This window comes from Halorubrum sp. Atlit-26R (assembly GCF_003666015.1).
Taxonomy (GTDB): Archaea; Halobacteriota; Halobacteria; order Halobacteriales; family Haloferacaceae; genus Halorubrum.
In genome coordinates this window covers 72,683-94,939 of record NZ_QPLT01000002.1, presented here as the reverse complement: position 1 = coordinate 94,939, position 22,257 = coordinate 72,683, and the positions used below count along the sequence as shown (strand labels likewise).

Here is a 22,257-nt window from a genome sequence, read left to right as displayed (position 1 = left end):
GGCCGCGCTCAGCGTCGCAGGAAGCCGAGGAGCCTGTAGTCGCCGTCGGGGTCGTACCGGCGGAACAGGAGGCTGTTCGTCAGCACCGACACCGAGGAGAACGCCATCGCCCCGGCCGCGAGGACGGGCTGGAGCAGCCCGAGCGACGCCAGCGGGATCATCGCCGTGTTGTAGCCGAGCGCCCACACGAGGTTCTGTTTGATCTTCTGGAGCGTGGCGTCGGAGACCCGGATCGCCTTCACCACGTCGAGCGGGTCGTCGCGCATCAGCGTCACGTCGGCGGCCTCGATGGCCACGTCGGTCCCGGAGCCGATGGCGGTGCCGACGTACGCGACCGCGAGCGCCGGCGCGTCGTTGACGCCGTCGCCGACCATCATCGCCCGGCGACCGTCGGACTGGATCTCCTCGACCGCGTCGGACTTGTCCTCGGGGAGGACGCCGGCCCGGACGTCGTCGGGGTCGATGCCGACCCGCTCGGCGACCGCGCGGGCCGTGCGCTCGTTGTCGCCCGTGATCATCATCACGTCGACGCCGCGATCGCGGAGCGCGCTCACCGCCTCCTTCGCGCTCGGTTTCACGGTGTCCGCGTCGGCGACGACGCCGAGGAGCTCCCCGTCGTCGGCGCCGGCGGGAATCCGGGCGACGAGCATCGCCGTCTTCCCCTCGCCCTCTAAGCGCTCCATCGTCTCGGCGGCGGGCGCGGGATCGATACCGTTGTCGCGGAGGAGCTTCCGGTTCCCGACCAGTACCCGGTCGCCGCCCACGGTCGCTTTCACCCCGTGGCCGGGGACGTTCTCGAACGACTCGGGGTCGACGAGGTCGAGGCCGCGCGCCTCGGCGCCGTCGACGATCGCCTGAGCGAGCGGGTGTTCGCTGCCGCGCTCCGCGCTCGCGGCGAGCCGGAGGACCTCGTCCTCGTCCGCCTGCGCGCCGGTCGCGGCGTCGTCGCCGCCGGTCGCGGCGTCGTCGTCCGCCGCCGCGCCCTCGGCGACCGCTCCGCCGTCGGGGACGCGCTCGTCGCCGACCGCGACCACGTCCGTGAGCTCCATCTCGCCTTCCGTGAGCGTCCCCGTCTTGTCGAACACCACGGTGTCGACGTCCTTCGCGCGTTCGAGCACGTCGCCGCCCTTGAACAGGACGCCGTGTTGCGCGCCGATGGTGGTCCCGACCATCGTCGCGGCCGGCGTCGCGAGGCCGAGCGCGCAGGGACACGCGATCAGGACCGAGGAGGCGAAGACGACGATCGCGAACTCGAACACCGAGACGGTTCCGCCGACCGGTGCGGGGCCGCCCGCGACCTGGCCCCACAGCGGGAGCCGGTCGACGAACGCGGCGAGCGTCTCGGGGAAGGCGAACCAGACGACGCCCCAGAACAGCGCGTTCGCGATCACCGCGGGCACGAAGTACGCGGAGATGCGGTCCGCGAGGTTCTGGATGTCGGGCTGGCGAGACTGCGCCTCCTTCACCGTCTGGACGATCTGCTGGAGCGCGGTGTCGGCGCCGACCTTCGTCGCCTCGACGACGAGGAGGCCGTTCTCGTTGATGGTTGACCCGACGACCTCGTCGCCTTCCTCCTTCTCGACGGGCACCGACTCGCCGGTCACCATCGACTCGTCGACGGCGGACTGTCCCTCGACGACGACGCCGTCGGTCGGGACCTGCTCGCCGGGACGGACCTTCATCCGGTCGCCGACCTCGACCTCGTCGATCGGGACCTCGCGCTCCGTCCCGTCCTCGTCGACGAGGGTCGCGGTGTCGGCCTCCATCTCCAACAGCTTCCGGAGCGCCTCCCCGGCCTGCCCCTTCGAGCGGGCCTCGAGGTAGTTGCCGAGGGTGATGAAGACGAGGATGAGCGCCGCCGTGTCGAAGTAGACGCTCCCGGCGACGAGATCGAGGAGGACGGCGACGGAGTAGACGTACGCCGTCGTCGACCCGAGGGCGATCAGCACGTCCATGTTGGCGCGCCCGTTCGTGACGAGCGCCTTGTAGGAGTTCACGTAGAACGGTCGGCCGAGCACGACCTGGACCGGCGTCGCGAGCGCGAACGCGACCCAGTGGATCCCGACGCCGAAGACCCGGTCCGGCACGACCGCGCCCCCGAGGAGGAGGTTGTCGACGAGGAAGAAGAGCAGCGGCGCCGAGAGCGCGGCGCCGAACAGCGTCAGCCGGCGCTGCTTCCGTATCTCGGCGTTCCGGGCCGCGTCTCGCGCGCTCTCACCGGACCCGTCGCCCTCTCCGTCGGCGCCCTCGCCGTCCGCGCCCTCGTCCTCTCGGACGGGCGAGTAGCCCGCGTCCTCGACGGCGTCGTACAGCGCCGCCGGCGAGGTCTCGGCGGGGTTGTAGCGCACCTGCGCCTCGTCGGTGGCGTAGTTCACGTCGGCGTCGACGACGCCGGCCACGGACTCTAAGGCGTCGCGGTTGGCGTCCGCGCAGTTCGCGCACGTCATGTCGGTGATCGCGACGGTCGCCGTCTCCGAGACCGCGCCGTAGCCGGCGTCCTCGATCGCGTCGTAGATCGCCGCGAGCGACGTCGCCTCCGGGTCGTACTCGACCGTCGCCTCGTCGGTGGCGTAGTTCGCGTCCGCACGCGAGACGCCGTCTATCGACTCTACGGCGTCGCCGACGCTCGCCGAGCAGTTGGCGCAGCTCATCCCCGTGATGTCGAGGTGGGTGGTTCTGGTGTTCATCTTGGGTGTTACTACGGGATACTCCCTTAGTGCGTTTTCCCCTTCGAAACCAAAGTTCTCGACCGTCGGTATCTTCGGATCAAAAGCGGTTGCGGGCCAGAGGCCTCCGGCGGAAAAACGACGGCCGCGAAATCGACCGGACCGCCCCGTCTCCGTCCGCGATCCGACCCCCCGGCCCAACTCACCGGAACGCGCCGAAGAAAGACTATAGGAAGCGGCGCCTCGTACCCACGACATGGCCCGTTTGGAGCGACTCAGGGTGTATCCGGTGAAGGGGTTAGACGGGGTCGACGTCGACGGCGCCCGGGTCCTCGACGGCGGGACGCTGAAACATGACCGCGAGTTCGCGCTGTTCGACGCCGACGGCGACGTCGTCAACGGGAAGCGGACCGACCGGGTCCACGACCTCGCGACCGGCTTCGACACCGAGTCGGGCACGCTCCGGGTCGAGACGCCCGACGGGACCGTCAGACGGTTCGACCTCGACGGGGAGCCCGCCCGCGTAGCCGAGTGGTTCGGCGACTTCTTCGACGCGGACCTGACGCTTCGGCGCGACGGATCGCTCGGGTTCGTCGACCGCCGGGAGATGGGCCCCTCCGTTGTCAGCGCGGCGACGCTGGAGGCGGTCGCCTCGTGGTTCGACGGGATGACCGTCGAGAGCGCGCGCCGCCGTCTCCGCGCGAACGTCGAGGTGTCGGGCGTCCCGGCGTTCTGGGAGGACCGGTTCGTCGGCGAGGGAGCGCCGGCGTTCGAGATCGGCGGCGTCCGCGTCGAGGGCGTGACGCCATGCGGTCGGTGCGTCGTCCCCGAGCGCGACCCCGACACCGGCGAGCCGACGCCGGAGTTCCGCGAGCGGTTCGTTCGGCGGCGTGAGGCGACGTTCCCCGAGTGGGCCGACGAGGACGCGTTCGACCACTACTACACCCTGATGACCATCGCGCGGATACCCGAGCGCGACCGCGGTGGGACGCTCCGCGTCGGCGACGAGGTCACGGTCCGCGAGTGAGACAGGGAGCGGCGTCGCGGGCTGTCGCACGTCGAGAAAATCCGTCTGAGCGGCGAACACGCCCGAGAGAGCGCACGCGGCGGCGATCCGGCTCGGCACGCAACACTTATCACCACGTCGGGAGATCGTTAGGGTGCGATGGCGACAGGCAAGGTCGACTTCTTCAACGACACCGGCGGCTACGGATTCATCGAGACTGACGACGCTGACGAGGACGTGTTCTTCCACATGGAAGACGTCGGCGGCCCGGACCTCGAGGAGGGACAGGAGGTAGAGTTCGAGATCGAGGAGGCGGACAAGGGTCCGCGCGCGACGAACCTCACTCGGCTGTAGCTCGGTCGCGGCATCCGCTACCGGCGAACTCGGACAGCTCTCGAAACGCGTTCCGCGTATATTACTCCCCCCGAGCGACGGCGCCGCCGTTTTGGTCGCCGAGCGAGGAGCCTCGCGTATGGTCGCAGCCGACCTCCCCGAGGAGACCGCCGACCTCGACGCGTTCGTCGACGAGAACCTCGACCGCTACGCCGAGACGCGGGGCGTCCTCCCCGAGCGGCTCGACGAGTTCGGCGAGACGTACCGCTCGCAGGGACATCTGACCCGCGAACAGCTGTACGAGATCGCCTACGAGTCGTCCACGCGCAGCGCCTACCACGTCGAGAAGAACCCCGAGGCACGCTGCCGGGAGGTGACGCGCAACGCCCGCGCCGTCGACGGCGACTTCTCCGCGATCCACCTGATAACCGGGCTCTCGGGGTTCAAGGCGCCGACCGCGTCGTGCGTGCTGGCCGCGCTCGACGGCGACCGCCACGCCGTCGTCGACACGCGCGTCTGGGCGTCCTTAGAGCGGCTCGGCTACCTCGACGACCGGAAGGAGTCGTTCGACGCCGCCGACTACGTCGCGATGATCGGGCCGATCCGCGAGATCGCCGACGAGACCGGGCACCGCCCGGTCGACGTGGGATACGCGCTGTTCGCGCACGACGCGCACGTCCGAGAGGGGACGCTCCACTGACTCCTCCGAGAGACCGGAGCCGAGGACCGATCAGCTCTCGGAGCGGTCGGCCCTCGGAGAGCGCGCTCGCGACCGAGACGACGCCGGAAGCCGGATATTCAAGTCGGTCCGACGAGACGCGCGTGACATGGCCTCCCGCAGACGATTCCTCCGAGCCGGGGCGGCGGGCGCTCTCGCCGGCCTCGCGGGGTGTTCGGCGGTCCCGGCTCCGCGGCCGATGCTGGACCTCACCGTGAGCAATGTGCGCGACACCGCCGTCGACCTCGGCGTGCGGTTCTTCCGGCCGAACGTCACGGAGCGGAGCGAGGCGCTCGCCTACCGCAACAGCGTCGAGGTCCTGCCGGACACGGGGTCGGACGACGCCTGGACCGACGAGGACATCGTCTCGGACCGGCCGTACCGGATCGAGGTCGTGGACCGGAATCTCCGGGATTCGCATCACTACCACTACCGACCGGACTGTTCCGACGAGGACCCGTACGACATCGGCGTCCTGGTCCGCTTCAACCCGGACGGCGGCATCGCCTTCTCGCAGACGACGTGCTCGTCCGACGCGCCCTTCCTGTAAGTCGGCTGTCGGGGGCGCTCGCGGGGCGTAGGGACGTCGCGCCGCCTACACCGGGTACTCGACGCCGGTTGCCTCGGTCGAGTACTCCCAGAGCGTCCGGGCGTCCTCGCGGTCGTACGAGGCGTCGTTCGACCGCCCCACGGTCGGGTGTCCGCGCATGTTCATGAGGCCGCCGGGCTCGACGTAGGCGCCGCCGTCGACGTCGGCCGTCGCCGCGAACAGCATGGGCTCGACGCCGATCTCGGGGGCCTGCCCCAGCACCGCGTTCGCGGCCTTCATGCCGACCTTCATGAGCGGGTTGCCGCTCTCCGCGGCGGTCCGCATCTGGAGGTTCGTGTCGGTGTAGCCGGGGTGGCAGGCGACGCTGCGGACGTTCGGCGCGCCGTCGTCCCCGTCGCCCGTCTCGGAGCCGCCCGCCGCGTCGAGGCGCCGCTGAAGCTCGTAGGCGAACAGCAGGTTCGACAGTTTGCTGCGGCCGTACGCCTTCCACTTGCCGTACGACCGCTCCCAGTTGAGGTCTGAGAAGTCCATCTCGCCCTGCTCGTGGGCGCCCGACGACTGGGTGACGACTCGGGCGTCGCCACCGATGCCGTCGGCGTCTTTTAAAAGGGAGAAGAGTCGTCCGGTGAGCGCGAAGTGGCCGAGGTGGTTGACGCCGAACTGCGTCTCGAAGCCGTCCTCGGTCTCGCTCCGCGGGATCGCCATCACCCCGGCGTTGTTACACAGCACGTCGACCGCGTCGTAGCCGTCCTTCAGGCCCTCGGCGAACGCCTCGACCGAGTCGAGCGAGGCGAGGTCGCACTCGCGGACGTCGAGCGCGCCGTCGACCTCGCCGCCCGCGTCCGCCCGGATCTCGTCGGCCGCGTCCTCGGCGCGCTCGACGCTCCGGCACGCCATCACGACGGTCGCGCCCCGGGCGGCGAACGCGCGGGTCCCCTCGAAGCCGAGCCCGCTGTTCGCGCCCGTGACGACGACCGTCTTCCCGTCCAATCGCGGCATCTCGTCGGTCGTCCAGTCTGCCATGAGGTACGGAAGGGGCGTCAGGGGGAGAAACCTGTCGGCGCCCGAACCGGTGATCCGAAAAATCGGTCCCGGAGCGAGGTCGAAGCCGTCGGATCAGACCTGCTCGAACCCGCCGAGCACCACGGTGACCGCGTCCTTCGACGGAACGTCGCGGACCCCGTACTCGGTCGGGTGCTGCCGGTCGTGCGGGTACGCCTGCGGCTGCGGGACCTCGTACGTCTCGATGCCGTTGGCGTCCCGGAAGAACTCCCGCGTGAGCATCGGCTCGACGAACGCCAGCCGCGACCCGTCGGTGTCGCCCACGAACCCCTGGATGAGGGTGTTGTCGAAGGCCTCCGGATTCCCCGGCTCGCCCGGCCCGTCCGGTAGCTCGGGCGCGTCGGCGGGGGCCGTGTGTTCGCCCATGTCCGTGATGTAGCGCTGGTCGGCGACCGGTTCGGGCGAGCGCGCGTACCCCTCGGGAAGCTGGTCGTAATCGAAGTTCGTCTCCGTCACCGCCCCGTTTTCATCCGGAGCCGGACTGCCGGGCTCGTACTCCCCGTTTCCGGTGTCGTACGGCGGAAGTCGCGGCCCCTCGACGGCGTCGACCCTCGCCGGGTCGAGCATGTGGAAGTGGACGTCGAAGTGCGGCTTCAGCCACGCGCCCGCTCCGCCGAAGTGACCGCCCGGGTTCCAGTTGAGTCCCAGAAAGGTGAACGGCGTCCGCTCCGCGGCCGGGAACGGCACGAAGAACTGGAGCGACTGCTTGAAGTGAACCTCCGTCGCCTGCCCGCTGGCCCCGTACTTGTCGTCCTCGTCGCGGTTGTCGGCCTCCTCGAGAGCCCCCGCGTTCGGCAACCCCTCCAGTGCTGCCCGGTCGAACTCGACCCCGTGGTACTTCGGCTCGCCCGACGGCGTCGCCGTCGTGAACGTCCTGACCGAGCCGTTCCCGAGGTCGACGCTCCGTCCGTAGGTCGTGATCCCCTTCGGCGGGAACCCGCCACCGGGAGACCCGCCACCGGGAGCCCCTCCCTGACCGTTTCCTCGCCCTCGTCCCGGCTCGCCCGCGACGCCCCCCGCCCCCCAGACCAAGGCGGCGCCGGTCGCGACCGCGCCCCGGAGCACCGATCGTCGGTCCGCCTCCCGCGGTCGAGTCGTGCTTCGCGCTCGGTTCGCCTCTCCCGTCGCGTCGTCGTCTGTCATCTGTGTGCTCCCTCCCGGCACGGTCGTCACTAAGTGACACATCACCGTGCCACACAAATAAATAAATTTAAATTATTTCAATGTAACGACGCGCGAAGCGGCGAGACCTCGGCCGACGCGAGCGGTCCGCACGCGGCCCGACACCCCTCCCCGAGAGCGACTCGCACACGGACGAGACGGCGTCTGACGCCGAGATCCACTTTCACCGCGCCGCCGGTGCGTTTTTAGGTGCCTCGGGGGAAGGGAGGGATACCGAATGACGTCCTTCCAGTCGACGATCGGCGACGAGGAGGGGATCGCGGAGGAGCTGGCCGAGGGCCAGCGCGAGATCTCCATCGCCGAGTTCTTCGAGAAGAACAAACACATGCTCGGGTTCGACTCGGGCGCCCGCGGGCTCGTCACCGCCGTCAAGGAGGCGGTCGACAACGCCCTCGACGCGACCGAGGAGGCCGGGTACCTCCCCGACATCTACATCGAGATAGAGGAGGTGGGCGACTACTACCGGCTCGTCATCGAAGACAACGGGCCGGGGATCACGAAAGAACAGCTCCCCAAGGTGTTCGGGAAGCTCCTGTACGGGAGCCGCTTCCACGCCCGCGAGCAGTCCCGCGGCCAGCAGGGGATCGGGATCTCAGCGGCTGTACTGTACTCCCAGCTGACCTCCGGGCAGCCGGCGAAGATCACCTCTCGCCCGAAGGGACAGTCGCGGGCGCAGTACTTCGAGCTGATCATCGACACGGACACCAACGAGCCGGAGATCCAGGCCGACGAGGAGACGACGTGGGACCGGCCCCACGGCACCCGGATCGAGCTGGAGATGGAGGCGAACATGCGCGCCCGCCAGCAGCTCCACGACTACGTGAAACACACCGCGGTCGTCAACCCCCACGCGCGGCTGGAGCTGCGCGAGCCGGGGCTCGACGAGCCGCTGAAGTTCGAGCGCGCGACCGACGAGCTGCCGGCGGAGACGGAGGAGATCCGCCCGCACCCGCACGGCGTCGAGCTCGGCGCGCTGATCAAGATGCTGGAGGCGACGGAGTCGTACTCCGTCTCCGGGTTCCTCCAGGAGGAGTTCACCCGGGTCGGCAAGAAGACCGCCGACTCGGTCATCGACAACTTCCGGGACGTGTACTACGGCCGTGAGCTCGCGTGGTCGCCGCCGCGCGCCCACGACGACCGGGACGTCGCGAGCGCGGTCGCGGACGCGGTCGCGAACAAGGGCGCTGAGGCGACGTCGACCTTCGCGGACGGCGTCGCCGAGGCGGTGGGGAACCACGACCGAGTCACTCGGTCCCAGCTCGCGGAGATCGTCGACAACGTCGCGGAGACCGTCGAGGGCGACACCGGGAAGACGTTCGGCGGCACCGTCCGCGAGAACGCGGTCGACGCCGCGTGGCGGGCGGTCACAGGGATCGGCGGGGAAGACGAGGCCGCCGATTCTGGCGAAGGCGGTGAGGGAGCCGACGACGCCGAAGAGTCGCCGCTCGTCCCCGACGCCTACGCGCTCGTCGACGAGGCGACGTCGACCCGGAAGGACGACGAGGCGGTTCAGGCGATGGCCGAGGCGCTCGCGCGGCGGTTCGAGAACCTCGACGGCGACGCGTTCCGGATCACCCGGGACGACCTCGAACGGCTCGTCGCGGACGCGGCGTCGTTCGTCGCCGAGCAGCGCGACGCGACGTTCGGCGAGACCGCCCGCGAGAACGTCGTCGAGGCGTTCTGGTCGCGCGCTCGGACGGTGCCGGACGACCCGCCGAAGGTGAAGGCGATCGCGGGGAGCCGCGACGCCGCCGCCGACCTGCTCGACGCGATGCGGACGACGGACATCCTCGCGCCGCCGACCGACTGCCTCGCGCCGATCACGGCGGAGTTAGTCGAGGCCGGGCTCCGGAAGGAGTACGACGCCGACTTCTACGCGGCCGCGACCCGCGACGCCGACGTCCACGGCGGCGACCCGTTCATCGTCGAGGCCGGCATCGCCTACGGCGGCGATATTCCGGCGGAGGGGTCGGTGGAACTGCTCCGGTTCGCGAACCGCGTCCCGCTCGTCTACCAGCGCGGCGCCTGCGCGACGACGGACGTGATCAAGGGGATCGGCTGGCGCAACTACGGGCTCGACCAGCCCGGCGGCTCGGGGATGCCGAACGGGCCGGCGGTGATATCGATCCACGTCGCGTCCACGAACGTCCCGTTCACGAGCGAGTCGAAGGACGCGCTCGCGAACGTCCCCGAGATCGAAGACGAGATCGAGCTCGCGGTGCGCGAGGCCGCACGCGAGCTGAAGTCGTTCCTCAACAAGCGGCGCTCGATGCAGCAGCGCCGGGAGAAACAGGACGTGCTCGGCCGCATCCTCCCCGAGATGGCGGACAAGGTCTCGGAGGTCACGGGCCGGTCGCGGCCCGACATCGACGGCGCCTTGGCGCGGATCATGAACAACGTCAGCGTCGAGCGCGAGGTGAGCGACGGCTCCGTGACGCTCGTCGTCGAGAACCACTCGGACGTGAACGAGGAGCTGGACATCACGGACATCGTCTCGACGGAGCCGACCGACCTCTCCGACGGGACCGTGGTGGACATGGACGGCGAGTGGTTCGTCCAGTGGAAGCCCGAGGTGCCCTCGGGCGACGAGCGGGAACTGACGTACGCGGTCGACGGCGACCCCGAGTTCGAGGTCAGCGTCGGCGGCGTGGAGACCGAGAAACTCACGGTGAACGATTAAATGACGACCGAAAGCGACGCACGAGACGAGCTGATAGACTTAGCGGCGGACTTCTACGACCAGTTCGCGGCCGGGAAGATCCCGGAGATGACGCTGCCGACGCGGACGAAGAGCAACATCGAGTACGACGAGGAGAGCGGGGTGTGGACCTACGGCGACCGCACCTCGACGCGCAGCGCCAACTCGGTCCGGGGCGCGCGCAAGCTGTTGAAGGCCGCCTACACGATCGAGTTCCTCGCGGACCAGCTCGACGACGACCGCTCGTCGACCCTGCGTGAGCTGTACTACCTCTCCGAGTCGTGGGACAACGACGAGGCGCAGTTCAAGAGCCAAGACGAGTCGAACGACCTCGTGGAGGACTTGGAAATCGTTACCGGCGTCACCCGCGAGGACTTCCACATGCGCCCGGAGGAGTCGGGCGCGAAGGTGATGGGGCCGCTGGAGATCCGCGAGCAGACCAACCGCGGCGACCGCGAGATCCACTGTCAGCTCGACGTCGGGCAGGGCGGCTACCAGATCCCCAACAACCCCGACACGATCGAGTTCCTCGACAACGACGCCGAGTTCGTCCTCTGCGTGGAGACCGGCGGGATGCGCGACCGGCTCGTCGAGAACGGGTTCGACGAGGCCCACGACGCCCTCGTCGTCCACCTGGGCGGGCAGCCGGCGCGCGCGACGCGCCGGCTGACGAAGCGGTTCCGCGACGAGCTGGACCTCCCCGTCGTGGTGTTCACGGACGGCGACCCGTGGTCCTACCGGATCTACGGCTCCGTGGCGTACGGCTCGATCAAGTCCGCGCACCTCTCGAAGTACCTCGCGACGCCCGAGGCGCGGTTCATCGGGATCCAGCCGGAGGACATCGTCGAGTACGACCTCCCCTCGGATCCGCTCTCGGACTCGGACATCAACGCCTTGGAGTCCGAGCTGGAGGACCCGCGCTTCCAGACCGACTACTGGGAGGAGCAGATCGAGCTCCAGCTCGACATCGGGAAGAAGTCCGAACAGCAGTCGCTCGCGAGCCGCGGGCTCGACTTCGTCACCGACACCTACCTCCCCGAGCGGCTGAACGAGATGGGCGTCCTCTAAGGGGCGGGCGAGACGCGGCTACTCGTCTTCGTAGACGATCTCGTCGATCTCGCGGCGCTCGCCGTCGGCGTCTTCGTTCGGGTATTTATAAACGACCCCGTCTTCTTCGTCGGCCGTCGCGTTGTGCGAGCCGTCACAGAACGGCTTCGAGTCCGAGAGGCCGCACTGACAGACGTAGATCAGCCCGTCGTCGCCCTTGTCGTCGTCGTCGAGCACCGCCGGCCCCCGCTCCTCGTGCGTGACTTCGCGTGCCATGGGCGCGGTTCGGCTCCCACCCGAATACGGCTTGTGACCGCCGCAACCCCCTTGCCCGTGGGGGACGTATCGGTGGTATGAGCGAGACCGACGAGCGCGACCCGAGCGAGCTGACCGACGAGGAGTGGCGCGAGCGCCTCTCCGACGAGGAGTACCGCGTGCTCCGCGAGAGCGGCACGGAGGCGAAGTTCTCCGGCGAGTACGTCGACCACCACCCCGACGACGGCGAGTACCGCTGTCGGGCCTGCGGCACCGTCCTCTTCGAGGCGGAGACGAAGTACGAGTCCGGCTGCGGCTGGCCCGCCTTCTACGCCGCCGAGGAGGAGTCCGTGACGACGCAGGTCGACACCAGCCACGGGATGCGCCGCACCGAGGTCCGCTGCGCGAACTGCGACTCGCACCTCGGCCACGTGTTCGACGACGGTCCCGAGCCGACCGGGAAGCGCTTCTGTATCAACTCCGTCGCGATGGAGTACGACGAATAAGGGAGTTCGAGGTTCCGTTGGAAATCCGTTTATATAGTCCGACGGCCTGAAACAGTACATTGGCGTAGATCCACGGACGGCCATTTATAAGTAAAATCGGCCACCGCTGTCGGCTATTTATTATCGAACGATGACGCGGAGAACCTTTCTATGAACCCAGCCGCTCGCTTATAAATAGCCGTCAGTCGATCGACGGTGAACGGCGTCAAAACCCCAGTCGCTCGCTAATAAATAGCTGACAGCGGATCGGCAGCGAACACCTCCAAAGCCCAATCGATCGGCCATACGTCAATGCTTACGCTTGGACCACTCCCAAAGCCCCAGCTGCGAGGCGGGCGCAGGCGAAGTAAGGACCACAACGAGGGAGCGAACGAAGTGAGCGACCGAGTGAGGACCGCAGCGAGCGTGCGCCCGCCTCGCAGCCGCCCCTTTGAGTCCCGCCCCGCACCGCAACCGCACCTCACACCTCCCCAGCCTCGTCAGTCGCCCGTCGCTTCGCTCCGGGCGACCGACTCCCTCGCGCGTGCTGCTCGCGGCCTGCCGGCCGCTCGCAGGCACGCGCCACCGCGTAGTTCTTTATAAGAACCCCCGTCACGGCTGCCGAGTGTCACCCCTCACAGAGCGGGAGCCTGACGACGAACACGGCGCCTTTCGGCTCGTTGTCCTCGACCCACACGTCGCCGCCGTAGATCTCGACGAGCGACCGGACGAGGTAGAGCCCGATCCCCGCGCCCGGGCTGTCGAGCCCCTTCTCGCCCTTGCCGAATATCTCGTCGCGCTGGTCCGCGGGGATTCCCGGACCGTTGTCAGCGATCCGCACCTCGGCGACGCCCTCGGCCTCCTTGACGGTCGCGGATACGGCCACCTTCGGCGGGGTCTCGTCGTTGTGCTGGACCGCGTTCCGGAGAAGGTTCCGGAACACCGAGCTCAGCATCTCGTCGCCGACGACCTCGGCCTCGGGGAACGAGCCCTCCACCGTGAAGACGGCCTCCGAGTACCCCGACCGGATCTCTTCGACCTGCTGGGAGAGGACCCGATCGAGCGCGACGCGGCTCGGCTCGGCGTCCTCCCGGAGCATCACTTCGGCGAGGTCGCGGACCGTCGTGGTGAGCGAGACGGCGCTCTGGGTGTTGCGCTTGATCACGTCTAAGTACTCCTTCCCCTCCTCGTCGACGTGGTCGTCGAGCAGCTCGGCGTACGCGCCGACGAGCTGGAGGTCGTTGCGGATGTCGTGGCGCATCACCTGGTTCAACAGCTGTAGGTCGTCGCGCTGCCGCTTGAGCCGCTCCTCTGGGTCCACCTCATCGTCCGCGTCGAAGATGGGGCCGTCGGTCGTGTCGGCGTTCGCCCCGTCGCCCGGCTCGGCGTCCGCCCCGTCGCCCGGCTCGGCGTCCGCGTAGTCGCTCATGCCGGAAATCTACGCTCTCTGGTGATTTCTACGTACCGGTTGCGGACGGCTGAGGACCGGCTCCCGCGTCTCACATGCCCTCGTCGAGCAGCTCGCGGGCCACGATGTTCTTCTGGATCTCCGTGGTCCCCTCGTAGATCTGGGTGATCTTCGCGTCGCGGTAGAGCCGCTCGACGTCGTGGTCGTTGACGAAGCCGGCGCCGCCGTGGACCTGGACCGCCTCGTCGGCGACTTCGACCGCGGTCCGCGAGGCGAACTCCTTGGCCATCGACGCCAGCGCGGTCAGGTCCCCGGCCTCGTTGTCGACCGCCCACGCCGAGCGGTAAGTGAGCCAGCGGGCGGCCTCCGTGTTCGTGTGCATCTCCGCGAGCTTGTGTTTGATCGCCTGGAAGTCGCTGATCGGGCGGTCGAACTGCTCGCGCTCCTCGGCGTACTCCAAGGCGCGCTCGGCGGCGCCGCGGGCGATGCCGACCCCCTGCGCCGCGACCGCGGTCCGGGTCTCGTCGAAGAACTGCATGAGCTGGAGGAACCCCATCCCGCGCTGACCGATGAGGTTCTCCTCGGGCACCCGCACGTCGTCGAAGCGCAGCTCCGCGGTGTCGCTCGCGCGGATCCCGAGTTTCCCGGTGATCTTGTCGCGGGTGAGCCCGTCGCGGTCGCCCTCAACGAGGATCTGCGAGTAGCCGGAGTAGCGGTCGTCGATCTCGGGGTCCGTCTCGCAGACGACGACGAAGTAGTCGGCGACGGTGCCGTTCGTGATCCACATCTTCGAGCCGTTGATCACCCACTCGTCGCCGTCCTTCTCGGCGCGCGTCGCGACCGAGGTCACGTCCGACCCCGCCTGCGGCTCCGAGATGGCCGAGCCCATCACCGCGTCGCCCGCGGTCACCTCGGGGAGCACGCGCTCCTTCTGTTCCTCCGTCCCGAACTCCATGAGCGCCTCCGCCCCGAAGCCGGCGCTGGAGATACAGAGCCCGATCCCGGGGTCGGCCGCGAACAGCTCCTCGGTGAGGATGGCGTTCTCCAGCGAGGAGTAGCCGATCCCCCCGTACTCGACCGGGACGTGCGGCGCGAGCAGCCCCATGTCGGCCGCCTTGTCCATGATCTCGTGCGGGTACGACTCCTCGACGTCGTACTCCGTCGCAACGGGCCGGATCTCCTCGTCGGCGAACTTCCGGACCTCCTCGCGCAGCTGCTTCTGTTCGTCCGTGAGCTGGAACTCCATACCTCGTCGATCCGGATCGAACGTGATAATCGTTGGCGAACGTCGAACAATTCGAGAGGAGTTGTTCGTTTACGAGCCGTCCGCCGGGTACTCCCGTTCCTCGCGCACCTCGTAGTGGCGCGCGCGGTCGTCGCGTCGCTTCAGCACCTCGCGGGCGGCGTCCGGGACGTGCGCCTCTCGGTACGCCTCGCCCGCGAACGCCTTCACCGACTCGATCGAGTCGAACCGCAGGATCGTGACGAACTCGACCTCCTCGTCGTCGCCGTCGGCCCCTCGGCGGAGCAGTCGGGCGCCGCGATAGCCGTCGTTCTCGGCCTCGGCGAAGGAGGGCAGGATCTCCTCGCGGAGGAGTCGCTCGTACTCGTCGGCGTCCGCCCGCGTCGTCCACCCGTGCCAGATCCTGTCGATCATCGGTCCTCGACGGACTCGGTCATCGGCCCTCGACGAACGACGCGATCCGGTCGGTCGCCTCCTTCAGCTCGCGCATCGAGGTCGCGTACGAGACGCGGAGGTGACCCTCGCCGCCCTCGCCGAAGACGGAGCCGGGGACGACCGCGACGCCCTCCGCCTCCAGCAGCGCCTCGGCGAAGGCCTCGTCGTCGCCGCCGCAGTCCGGGAACGCGTAGAACGCGCCGCCCGGTTCGAACGTGTCGAGGCCCATCTCGTTGAACCGGGAGACGACGAGCCGCCGCCGGCGGTTGTACTCGTCGACCATCTCCGTCACCTCGTCGTCGCAGCGGTCTAAGGCCTCGATGGCGGCGTACTGCGGCGTCGTCGGCGCCGACAGCATCGTGTACTGGTGGATCCGGTTCATCCCGTCGATCGCCTCCGCGGGCCCCAGCGCGTACCCTAAGCGGAGCCCGGTCATCGCGTACGCCTTCGAGAAGCCGTTGACGACGACCGTGCGCTCGCGCATCCCCGGCTGCGTCGCGATCGAGTTGTGGTCGGCGCCGTAGGTGAGCGCCGCGTAGATCTCGTCGGCGACGACGCGGAGGTCCTCGTCGCGGCAGAACGCGGCGACCTCGGCCAACTCCTCGTCGGTCATCGTCGCGCCCGTCGGGTTGTTCGGGTAACAGAGCACGAGCAGGTCGGCCTCGGCGGCGCCGGCGGCCTCCAGCGACTCTCGGGTGAGCGCGAAGTCGTCCTCGGCGCGCGTGGGGACCGTCAGCTGCTCGCCGCCCGCCAGCTCGATCCCCGGCCCGTAGGAGATGTAGGTCGGCTCGTGGACCGCGACGGTGTCGCCGGGGTCGACCAAGGCGCGGAAGGCGAGGTCGACCGCCTCGCTCGCGCCGGTGGTGACGAGCACCTCAGACTCCGGCTCGTACGACTGGTCGTAGCGCTCGTGGTGGTCGGCGATCCGTTCGCGGAGCGCGGCCATCCCGCGGTTCGACGTGTAGGAGGTCTTCCCGCGTTCGAGCGAGTCGATCGCGGCGGTCCGCGCGGCCCACGGCGCCGAGAAGTCCGGTTCGCCGACCCCGAGCGAGATGACGTCGTCGCGCGCCTCCGCGAGCTCGAAGAACTTCCGGATCCCCGACTCGGGGAGGGTGCGCGCGCGGTCCGAGAGTCTCATGGCGACACGGAGAGGCGGTCGTCGTCGTCGCCGTCCTCGAACCGGATCCCGCCGTCCTTGTACGTCTCCATGATGTAGTGGGTCACCGTCTGGGTGACCTCGGGCATCGGCGCGACCTGCTCGGAGATGAACTCGGAGACGTCCTGCATGTTCTCGCCGAGCACCTCGACGGCGAAGTCGTAGTCGCCGGAGACGAGGTGCAAGGCGTCGACCGCGGGGAACTTGGCGATCCGGTCCGCGACCTGCTCGTACCCCGTCTCGCGGTCGAGCTCGACGTTGATCTCAACGACCGCGCGGATCTTCCCCTCGTCGACGCGGTCCCAGTCGACGACGGCCTGGTAGCCGTGAACCACGCTTTTCGCCTCCAGCGCGTCGATCGCGTCCGCTACCGCCGCCGCGTCGAGGCCCGTCTGGGCCGCGATGTCGTCGATGTCCTCGCGGGCGTTCCGCGCCAACACGTCGAGTACCTCGCGCTCGGCGTCCATACCCTACGATTACGCGGGGACGGTTTATGAGTAGCGACGGACGCAACACGGGCGAGCCGCGGGGGTCAGGTGCGTGCGCCCCGAATCCTTTTCAGTGATACCGCTGTATCACACGCTATGAGCACTGACGCGAACGCGGGCGACGACCGGATGGAGAAGATCAACGTCCGGGTTCCGAAATCCCTGCTGGACCGGATCGAGGAGGAGTGGGAGCGGCGGGGGTACGCGAGCAAGTCCGAAGCGATCCGCGACGCGCTGCGCGACTGGGTCGCCCCGTCGGTGACGCTCTCCGAGGAGACACTGTCGGACCTCGCAGAGAGCCGCGAACAGGCGGAGCGCGACGAGACGGTGTCGGCCGACGAGGCCCGCGAGCGACTGGGTATGGATGACTGAGGTAAAATACACGGAGCAGGCGCTCTCCCACCTCGAATCCCTCGATCCGCAGGCCGTCGGTCACCGCCGGAACGTATACGATCGACACCTCCCGCCCTGACCGCTCACTGCTGCTCCTCCCCCTCTCCTTCCGCCATCCCCACGGCTTTCCGCGTGGCGCGAGATCGGTCGTTCATGGCTTCCGACACCACCGGCCGACGCGAGACGTTCGACATCGGCGGCGAACTCACCGTCAACCGGCTCGGCTTCGGCGCGATGCGGATCACCGGCGAGGAGATCATCGGTCGCCCCGAGGACGAGGCGGACGCGAAGGACGTACTCCAGCGAGCCGTGGAACTCGGCGTCGACTTCGTCGACACCGCCGACTCTTACGGCCCGGGGGTCTCCGAGCGGCTGATCGGCGAGGCGCTCGGCGACCCCGACGACGTCGTCGTCGCCTCGAAGGCGGGCCTGCTCCGCAACCGCGACGGCGAGTGGCTCCCCCACGGCGACCCCGACTTCCTGAAGAATCAGGTGCTGTGTAGCCTCGACCGGCTCGGCACCGACACGATCGACCTCTACCAGTACCACCGCCCCGACCCGGACACCGACTTCGAGGAGTCGGTCCACGCGTTCGCGGAGATGAAGGACGCCGGGCAGGTCGCGCACGTCGGCCTCTCGAACGTCACCGTCGAGCAGCTGGAGACCGCCACCGACATCGTCGACGTCGCCACCGTCCAGAACCGGTACAACGTCGGCCACCGCGACGACGAGGACGTGCTGGCCGCCTGCGAGGAGAAGGGCGTGGGGTTCATCCCGTGGGGCCCGATGTACGCGGTCGACGACGACGACGCGGGCGAGGTGCTCGACGAGGTCGCCGAGCGACGGGACGCGACGCCCCAGCAGGTCTCGCTCGCGTGGCTGCTCGACCACTCCGACGCGACGCTGCCGATCCCGGGCACGTCGAGCGTCGAGCACCTCGAATCGAACCTCGCGGCGGCGGACCTGACGCTGACGGACGAAGACATGGCCGCGCTGGACGCCGTCGACCCGCAGTAACGCGGGACACCCGCGCGTCGCGGCCGAGCGGCTCCCCCCGCCGAGCGGTTACTCGACCGTTTCAACGTCGGCCATCTCGGCGACCTTCAGCGCGGTCGCGACGTTGAACGCGAGCCCCAGCGGCGCGGCGACGGCCGCCGCGAGCAGGGCGCCGGCGGGCCCCGAGTGCGTCAGGAGGCCCAGCGGAACGGAACAGACCGCCGTGACCACGGCGACGGCGAGGAAGAACCCGAGGGGCCGGTGGCGGGCCGTGAGTTCGCGCGCCCGGCGGACCGCGGACTCGATCCCGCGGTCCTCCAACGCGATGACGTACACCGTCGGGAAGTACAGGTAGGAGAGCACCAGCACCGCGAGGACCGCGGCCACGAACAGCGGCGGAAAGACGAGCAGCGGGAGGAAGACGGCCGCGAGCGCGACGATGACGATCGCCTCCAAGAGGACCATCCGAACGCCGAACCGCCGGACAGCCGCGACGAAGCCGAACCGCCCGGTCGTTATTCCCTCGGCGATACCGCCGAAGTAGCCCGCGCTCAGCGCGCCCGAGACGACGACGTACGCGCCGAGCAGCGGGACCAAGAGTGCCAGCGGCTCGACGGTGCCGAACGGGACGGACACCGACAGGCCGCCGGCGGTCGGCGTCTCGACGAAGCTCCAGAGGTCGTACCGGTAGACGGGGAACGACGCCCGGACGGAGACCCCGTCCGCCTGCGAGGCCGCCAGCAGGTCGCTCGCGTTCAACAGGGCAGTTACGAGCGGGACGAGCGCGAGCGGGAGCAGTCGGGGGAGGTGCGCGAACGTGCGTTCGACGATCGACCCCGTCGACGGCGGTTCGGGGCCCGGCGGATCGGTGGAGGGCTGAGCCATACCGGCGGTTCGCGTCCGGCCCTGAAAAGCCTCGGCCGGGCGCGGGCGTCGTTCGCACGCGATGATCGGCCGCGCAGGGCGGTCGGCTCGGGGCCCGGGAGCGGCGCTACTCCTCGAACGGGTTCGTCAGCTCGACCGTCTCCTCGCGGTCGGGGCCGACGCCGACGGCGTACACCGGGGTGTCGATCTCGGCGGCGACGAACTCCAGGTACTCGCGTGCGGCCCCCGGGAGGGCGTCGTAACCCGCCTCGGCGACCGCGGCCGAGTCGAACGGCTCCCAGGTGTCGAGCGTCTCGTAGACGGGCTCGCAGCGCTCCCACCGGTCGGTCGTGGTGGGGACGGTGTCGAGCGTCTCTCCGTCGAGCTCGTAGCCCGTACACACCTTCAGCTCGTCGAGTCCGGCGAGCACGTCGACGTGGTTGACCGCGACGCCGGTGAAGCCGGAAACGCGCGCGGCGTGGCGGAGCATCGGGAGGTCGAGCCAGCCGATCCGGCGCGGGCGACCGGTGACGGTCCCGAACTCGCCGCCCTTCTCTCTGATCTCGTCGGCGAGCGCCTCCTCGTCGGCGTCGCCGTCGAGCTCGGTCGGGAGCGGCCCCTCGCCGACCCGCGAGAGGTACGCCTTCACGATGCCGACGACCTCGCCGTCGCCGACCTTCGTGACGCCGAGTCCGGAGCCGACGGCCGCGCCGCCGGCGGTCGGATTCGACGAGGTGACGAACGGGTAGTTCCCGTGGTCGACGTCGATGTGGGTCCCCTGCGCGCCCTCGAAGAGGATCTCGTCGCCCGCGGCGTGGCGACGGTGGAGGTAGTCGGAGCAGTTGACGGTCATCCCCTCGTCGGCGAGGCGCTCGCCGATCGCGGCGAACTCCTCGTGGAGCGCGTCGACGTCGAACGCCTCGGCGCGGTCGTCGACATCGTCGATGTCGAGCCCGTACACGTCCTCGACGAGCGCGCGCTTCTGCGGGACCGCGTATTCGAGCTTCTCGCGGAGCGCGTCGGGGTCGAGCAGGTCGGCGACCCGGATCCCGCGGCGGCCGGCCTTGTCCTCGTACGTCGGGCCGATCCCGCGCCCCGTGGTGCCGACCTCGTCGCCGGCGTCGTCGTCGGCCTTGACCTCCTCTTCGATCCCGTCGAGCACGCGGTGGTACGGCATGATGACGTGCGCCCGGCGGGCGACGCGCACGTCGGGGTCGAGCCCGCGCTCGCGCAGGTCGTCTATCTCGGTGAACAGCGTGCGCGGGTTGACGACGCAGCCGTTGCCGAGGATGCCGACGGTCCCCCGGACCGCGCCGCTGGGAACCAAGGATAGCTTGTACTCCGCGCCGCCTTCGACGACGGTGTGGCCGGCGTTGTCGCCGCCCTGATAACGGACTACGACGTCCGCGTCCCCTCCCCACCGGTCGACGAGCGCGCCCTTGCCCTCGTCGCCGAGCTGGGAGCCGACGATGGTGAGTGTCATACGACCTGCCGATTCCCCGCGGGGGGTAAAACCGATTACGGTCTGCGACCGCGAGACCAGCATAGATACGGATCGAATTCCGAAATATGTCCGTAAAATCGCCTTGTTCGTGTATTGTCTCTCAGCAGTATATCTGATGGCTGTTCTCGTGAAATAATCACTGGCTCGGATTGCCGAACCACAGGTAAAATCGGTTAAGTGTCGAGGAATTTGTGATTCTGGTACGGTATCACAGCATTATCTTTCGCAATGACCTGTTTATCGTGTTCCCGGAACTGAATTAATATAAAACACCAGATAAGTCCTCAGATTCATTTACTAACGATCAAATTATGAGTCATGTCAAATCGGATCTTTTTGTACTCTGGCCAAATGGGAGGAAAATCAACGTTCACCGGTGGCCTGTTCAGTCACTTACAGAACCGCGAAGACACGGTGGTGAGTCACCAGATGCAGTATGGGAGGTCCGAGGACTTTGAGAAGCGCGTTTTGTCGCAACTACTTGAGAGCCACCAGTACCCTCACCAAAATCCGGAACTATATATTGTCGACGTAACACTGGGTGGGGGCGCACGAGATGGGCGACCTGACGAGATCACAATTATCGATTTTCCGGGGGAGTCCATAGAACTCATTCGTGACGATCCTCCCTGGAACCAACAGGATACGGATTCGATCGAACGACGGTACGAAGAACTCGAAACACACGATGATGATTCCAGTTTCCTTATGCCGACAGAAGAACGAAAAACGGTGATTCAGCACGAATACATTCAGAGCGATACCGTGATTTTCCTATTAAACTTCCATAAACTGCTCATGACTAATCGGCACACGCCCGTGTACGACGCACGCGATTTGCGAACAGTGGCCGAAGAAAAGGACGTCGCCCTCGTCGCTATCGGTACGGACATTTTCGACTACAAGCCGGACGATGATGTCGTTAGTAGCGACGGATTATTGAGTTTTCTCCGAGGGTCCGGGAGTTCAGTCGACTCGGAGTTACTCGATACCATAGACGACGCCGTTACCGTGCCAGGCATTTGGGACATACTATACACTGCCAAATCGAATAAAAATATCTCGTTTTTTGGGGTAGCAGTTCCGAGCCGAGAGTCTGGTGAAGACGACCGCTCAGTTGTCTCCGAAAACGGAGTGGCGGAAACGTGGGGATACGGAAATGTCCTCAAGTGGTTATCTTGACTTGTTCTACAAACCGACTGATCAGGAACGACGTCAAATCGGCGCCACAGCTCTCTGAATTCCGATGGAAGTACTGAGAACGGGACCTGATCTCCGGGGATTTACTGTCGCATTTATAACTCTGCCGCCGTGCCGCGATCGAACACGTTAACTACTCCCACGTCAAAGCGTGCGATCTGACGAGGCCTCCCCGGCCGCCGACAGCAACTTTTAAACGGGGGCATGACGAGTTAACATGTGCCATGATAGATCGATTAGAGAAGGAGGTAGACATGCTGGAACGTCACCTCCAGGTCCTGCGGATGGTCATCGAGAACGAGCCGATCGGCATCGTGAAGATGTCGAACGAGACGGGCTACCCGCACCACAAGGTCCGCTATTCGCTGCGCGTCCTCGAAGAGGAGAACCTCATCGAGCCGTCCAGCCAGGGCGCGATCACCACGGAGCGGACCCACGAGTTCGTCGACGAACTCGACGAGAAGCTCGACGAGACGGTCGAGAAGCTCGGCTCCATGCGGATCGACGACGCCGCGGAGCTCGAGAACTGACCGCGCTTTCGATTTCGCCCGCCGACGTATCTGCCGCG

Annotated in this window: 22 protein-coding genes; 11 read left to right on the top strand and 11 right to left on the bottom strand. The window is 67.9% G+C overall.

The genetic code is table 11. The annotated features are described in order from the left end of the window. Positions 1-8 precede the first annotated feature (8 nt). Positions 9-2,687: an HAD-IC family P-type ATPase gene (locus tag DVK07_RS02920; RefSeq protein ID WP_121595658.1), complete on the bottom strand. Its 2,679-nt coding sequence runs from the start codon at positions 2,685-2,687 to the stop codon at positions 9-11. Positions 2,688-2,922: 235 nt separating this feature from the next. On the opposite strand from DVK07_RS02920, the gene DVK07_RS02915 reads away from it, so the two are divergent. The 4 genes from DVK07_RS02915 (at position 2,923) to DVK07_RS02900 (ending at position 5,273) form a co-directional block, all read left to right on the top strand. Further along, positions 2,923-3,693, top strand: a complete 771-nt coding sequence (locus DVK07_RS02915; protein WP_121595657.1) for an MOSC domain-containing protein — start codon at positions 2,923-2,925, stop codon at positions 3,691-3,693. Positions 3,694-3,831: 138 nt separating this feature from the next. Next, the gene (locus DVK07_RS02910; protein ID WP_004045866.1) at positions 3,832-4,026 is read left to right on the top strand and encodes a cold-shock protein; all 195 of its coding nucleotides are present in this window, start codon (positions 3,832-3,834) and stop codon (positions 4,024-4,026) included. A 118-nt stretch (positions 4,027-4,144) separates the two neighbouring features. Continuing rightward, a complete protein-coding gene (locus DVK07_RS02905; RefSeq protein WP_121595656.1) occupies positions 4,145-4,705 on the top strand; it encodes a hypothetical protein in 561 nt (186 codons plus the stop codon). A gap of 127 nt (positions 4,706-4,832) precedes the next feature. Then, complete coding sequence (locus DVK07_RS02900) at positions 4,833-5,273, top strand: hypothetical protein (RefSeq protein WP_233565368.1); 441 nt, start codon at positions 4,833-4,835, stop codon at positions 5,271-5,273. 45 nt (positions 5,274-5,318) lie between these two features. Here DVK07_RS02900 and DVK07_RS02895 read toward each other — a convergent pair whose 3' ends face one another. Together DVK07_RS02895 and DVK07_RS02890 are read right to left on the bottom strand one after the other, a co-directional pair. Beyond that, positions 5,319-6,296: an oxidoreductase gene (locus tag DVK07_RS02895; protein WP_121595655.1), complete on the bottom strand. Its 978-nt coding sequence runs from the start codon at positions 6,294-6,296 to the stop codon at positions 5,319-5,321. Between the two features lie 93 nt (positions 6,297-6,389). Further along, the gene (locus tag DVK07_RS02890) at positions 6,390-7,478 is read right to left on the bottom strand and encodes a hypothetical protein (protein ID WP_121595915.1); all 1,089 of its coding nucleotides are present in this window, start codon (positions 7,476-7,478) and stop codon (positions 6,390-6,392) included. 256 nt (positions 7,479-7,734) lie between these two features. Here DVK07_RS02890 and DVK07_RS02885 point away from each other — a divergent pair, with 256 nt between their 5' ends. Both DVK07_RS02885 and DVK07_RS23215 read left to right on the top strand, forming a co-directional pair. Further along, positions 7,735-10,197, top strand: coding sequence for a DNA topoisomerase VI subunit B (locus DVK07_RS02885; protein WP_199719407.1), 2,463 nt, complete (start codon positions 7,735-7,737; stop codon positions 10,195-10,197). Continuing rightward, positions 10,198-11,283: a DNA topoisomerase IV subunit A gene (locus DVK07_RS23215; protein WP_199719405.1), complete on the top strand. Its 1,086-nt coding sequence runs from the start codon at positions 10,198-10,200 to the stop codon at positions 11,281-11,283. Between the two features lie 18 nt (positions 11,284-11,301). Here the strand turns inward: DVK07_RS23215 and DVK07_RS02880 are convergent, their stop codons facing one another. Further along, positions 11,302-11,538 (bottom strand): CDGSH iron-sulfur domain-containing protein, encoded by a 237-nt coding sequence (locus DVK07_RS02880; protein ID WP_121595654.1) that lies wholly within the window; start codon positions 11,536-11,538, stop codon positions 11,302-11,304. Between the two features lie 77 nt (positions 11,539-11,615). Here DVK07_RS02880 and msrB point away from each other — a divergent pair, with 77 nt between their 5' ends. Continuing rightward, positions 11,616-12,023, top strand: a complete 408-nt coding sequence (gene msrB / locus DVK07_RS02875) for a peptide-methionine (R)-S-oxide reductase MsrB (protein ID WP_121595653.1) — start codon at positions 11,616-11,618, stop codon at positions 12,021-12,023. A 607-nt stretch (positions 12,024-12,630) separates the two neighbouring features. On the opposite strand, the gene DVK07_RS02870 is transcribed toward msrB, so the two are convergent. The 5 genes from DVK07_RS02870 to DVK07_RS02850 form a co-directional block, all read right to left on the bottom strand. Beyond that, a complete protein-coding gene (locus DVK07_RS02870) occupies positions 12,631-13,431 on the bottom strand; it encodes a sensor histidine kinase KdpD (protein WP_121595652.1) in 801 nt (266 codons plus the stop codon). Between the two features lie 70 nt (positions 13,432-13,501). Further along, positions 13,502-14,656: an acyl-CoA dehydrogenase family protein gene (locus tag DVK07_RS02865; protein ID WP_121595651.1), complete on the bottom strand. Its 1,155-nt coding sequence runs from the start codon at positions 14,654-14,656 to the stop codon at positions 13,502-13,504. Positions 14,657-14,725: 69 nt separating this feature from the next. Further along, positions 14,726-15,067: an antibiotic biosynthesis monooxygenase gene (locus DVK07_RS02860; protein ID WP_121595650.1), complete on the bottom strand. Its 342-nt coding sequence runs from the start codon at positions 15,065-15,067 to the stop codon at positions 14,726-14,728. A 19-nt stretch (positions 15,068-15,086) separates the two neighbouring features. Further along, positions 15,087-16,226: a pyridoxal phosphate-dependent aminotransferase gene (locus DVK07_RS02855; protein ID WP_121595649.1), complete on the bottom strand. Its 1,140-nt coding sequence runs from the start codon at positions 16,224-16,226 to the stop codon at positions 15,087-15,089. Next, positions 16,223-16,711 carry an Lrp/AsnC family transcriptional regulator gene (locus DVK07_RS02850; protein WP_004595834.1) on the bottom strand — a complete coding sequence of 163 codons (489 nt, stop codon included), beginning with the start codon at positions 16,709-16,711 and terminating at the stop codon, positions 16,223-16,225. Before DVK07_RS02850 ends, DVK07_RS02855 begins: the two co-directional genes overlap by 4 nt. 117 nt (positions 16,712-16,828) lie before the next feature. Between DVK07_RS02850 and DVK07_RS02845 the strand changes: the two genes are divergently transcribed. Next, positions 16,829-17,104, top strand: coding sequence for a ribbon-helix-helix domain-containing protein (locus DVK07_RS02845; RefSeq protein WP_121595648.1), 276 nt, complete (start codon positions 16,829-16,831; stop codon positions 17,102-17,104). Positions 17,105-17,278: 174 nt separating this feature from the next. Continuing rightward, positions 17,279-18,142, top strand: coding sequence for an aldo/keto reductase (locus DVK07_RS02840; protein ID WP_121595647.1), 864 nt, complete (start codon positions 17,279-17,281; stop codon positions 18,140-18,142). Between the two features lie 48 nt (positions 18,143-18,190). Here the strand turns inward: DVK07_RS02840 and DVK07_RS02835 are convergent, their stop codons facing one another. Next, positions 18,191-19,006, bottom strand: coding sequence for a hypothetical protein (locus DVK07_RS02835; protein WP_121595646.1), 816 nt, complete (start codon positions 19,004-19,006; stop codon positions 18,191-18,193). Between the two features lie 106 nt (positions 19,007-19,112). Next, a complete protein-coding gene (locus tag DVK07_RS02830) occupies positions 19,113-20,468 on the bottom strand; it encodes an adenylosuccinate synthase (protein ID WP_121595645.1) in 1,356 nt (451 codons plus the stop codon). A 372-nt stretch (positions 20,469-20,840) separates the two neighbouring features. Here DVK07_RS02830 and DVK07_RS02825 point away from each other — a divergent pair, with 372 nt between their 5' ends. Continuing rightward, complete coding sequence (locus tag DVK07_RS02825) at positions 20,841-21,671, top strand: hypothetical protein (protein WP_147441069.1); 831 nt, start codon at positions 20,841-20,843, stop codon at positions 21,669-21,671. Positions 21,672-21,913: 242 nt separating this feature from the next. Then, positions 21,914-22,219, top strand: coding sequence for a hypothetical protein (locus tag DVK07_RS02820; protein ID WP_004595838.1), 306 nt, complete (start codon positions 21,914-21,916; stop codon positions 22,217-22,219). The last annotated feature ends 38 nt before the right edge of the window (positions 22,220-22,257 follow it).

Excerpts from the sequence above, each read along its gene's own strand:
- DVK07_RS02870 (WP_121595652.1), bottom strand. The coding sequence starts at position 13,431 with ATGAGCGACTACGCGGACGCCGAGCCGGGCGACGGGGCGGACGCCGAG.
- DVK07_RS02825 (WP_147441069.1), top strand. The coding sequence starts at position 20,841 with ATGGGAGGAAAATCAACGTTCACCGGTGGCCTGTTCAGTCACTTACAG.
- DVK07_RS02895 (WP_121595655.1), bottom strand. The coding sequence starts at position 6,296 with ATGGCAGACTGGACGACCGACGAGATGCCGCGATTGGACGGGAAGACG.
- DVK07_RS02845 (WP_121595648.1), top strand. The coding sequence starts at position 16,829 with ATGAGCACTGACGCGAACGCGGGCGACGACCGGATGGAGAAGATCAAC.
- DVK07_RS02830 (WP_121595645.1), bottom strand. The coding sequence starts at position 20,468 with ATGACACTCACCATCGTCGGCTCCCAGCTCGGCGACGAGGGCAAGGGC.
- DVK07_RS02865 (WP_121595651.1), bottom strand. The coding sequence starts at position 14,656 with ATGGAGTTCCAGCTCACGGACGAACAGAAGCAGCTGCGCGAGGAGGTC.
- DVK07_RS02920 (WP_121595658.1), bottom strand. The coding sequence starts at position 2,687 with ATGAACACCAGAACCACCCACCTCGACATCACGGGGATGAGCTGCGCC.
- DVK07_RS02820 (WP_004595838.1), top strand. The coding sequence starts at position 21,914 with ATGATAGATCGATTAGAGAAGGAGGTAGACATGCTGGAACGTCACCTC.
- DVK07_RS23215 (WP_199719405.1), top strand. The coding sequence starts at position 10,198 with ATGACGACCGAAAGCGACGCACGAGACGAGCTGATAGACTTAGCGGCG.
- DVK07_RS02835 (WP_121595646.1), bottom strand. The coding sequence starts at position 19,006 with ATGGCTCAGCCCTCCACCGATCCGCCGGGCCCCGAACCGCCGTCGACG.
- DVK07_RS02905 (WP_121595656.1), top strand. The coding sequence starts at position 4,145 with ATGGTCGCAGCCGACCTCCCCGAGGAGACCGCCGACCTCGACGCGTTC.
- DVK07_RS02900 (WP_233565368.1), top strand. The coding sequence starts at position 4,833 with ATGGCCTCCCGCAGACGATTCCTCCGAGCCGGGGCGGCGGGCGCTCTC.
- DVK07_RS02915 (WP_121595657.1), top strand. The coding sequence starts at position 2,923 with ATGGCCCGTTTGGAGCGACTCAGGGTGTATCCGGTGAAGGGGTTAGAC.
- msrB (WP_121595653.1), top strand. The coding sequence starts at position 11,616 with ATGAGCGAGACCGACGAGCGCGACCCGAGCGAGCTGACCGACGAGGAG.
- DVK07_RS02860 (WP_121595650.1), bottom strand. The coding sequence starts at position 15,067 with ATGATCGACAGGATCTGGCACGGGTGGACGACGCGGGCGGACGCCGAC.
- DVK07_RS02890 (WP_121595915.1), bottom strand. The coding sequence starts at position 7,478 with ATGACAGACGACGACGCGACGGGAGAGGCGAACCGAGCGCGAAGCACG.
- DVK07_RS02840 (WP_121595647.1), top strand. The coding sequence starts at position 17,279 with ATGGCTTCCGACACCACCGGCCGACGCGAGACGTTCGACATCGGCGGC.
- DVK07_RS02880 (WP_121595654.1), bottom strand. The coding sequence starts at position 11,538 with ATGGCACGCGAAGTCACGCACGAGGAGCGGGGGCCGGCGGTGCTCGAC.
- DVK07_RS02855 (WP_121595649.1), bottom strand. The coding sequence starts at position 16,226 with ATGAGACTCTCGGACCGCGCGCGCACCCTCCCCGAGTCGGGGATCCGG.
- DVK07_RS02850 (WP_004595834.1), bottom strand. The coding sequence starts at position 16,711 with ATGGACGCCGAGCGCGAGGTACTCGACGTGTTGGCGCGGAACGCCCGC.
- DVK07_RS02885 (WP_199719407.1), top strand. The coding sequence starts at position 7,735 with ATGACGTCCTTCCAGTCGACGATCGGCGACGAGGAGGGGATCGCGGAG.
- DVK07_RS02910 (WP_004045866.1), top strand. The coding sequence starts at position 3,832 with ATGGCGACAGGCAAGGTCGACTTCTTCAACGACACCGGCGGCTACGGA.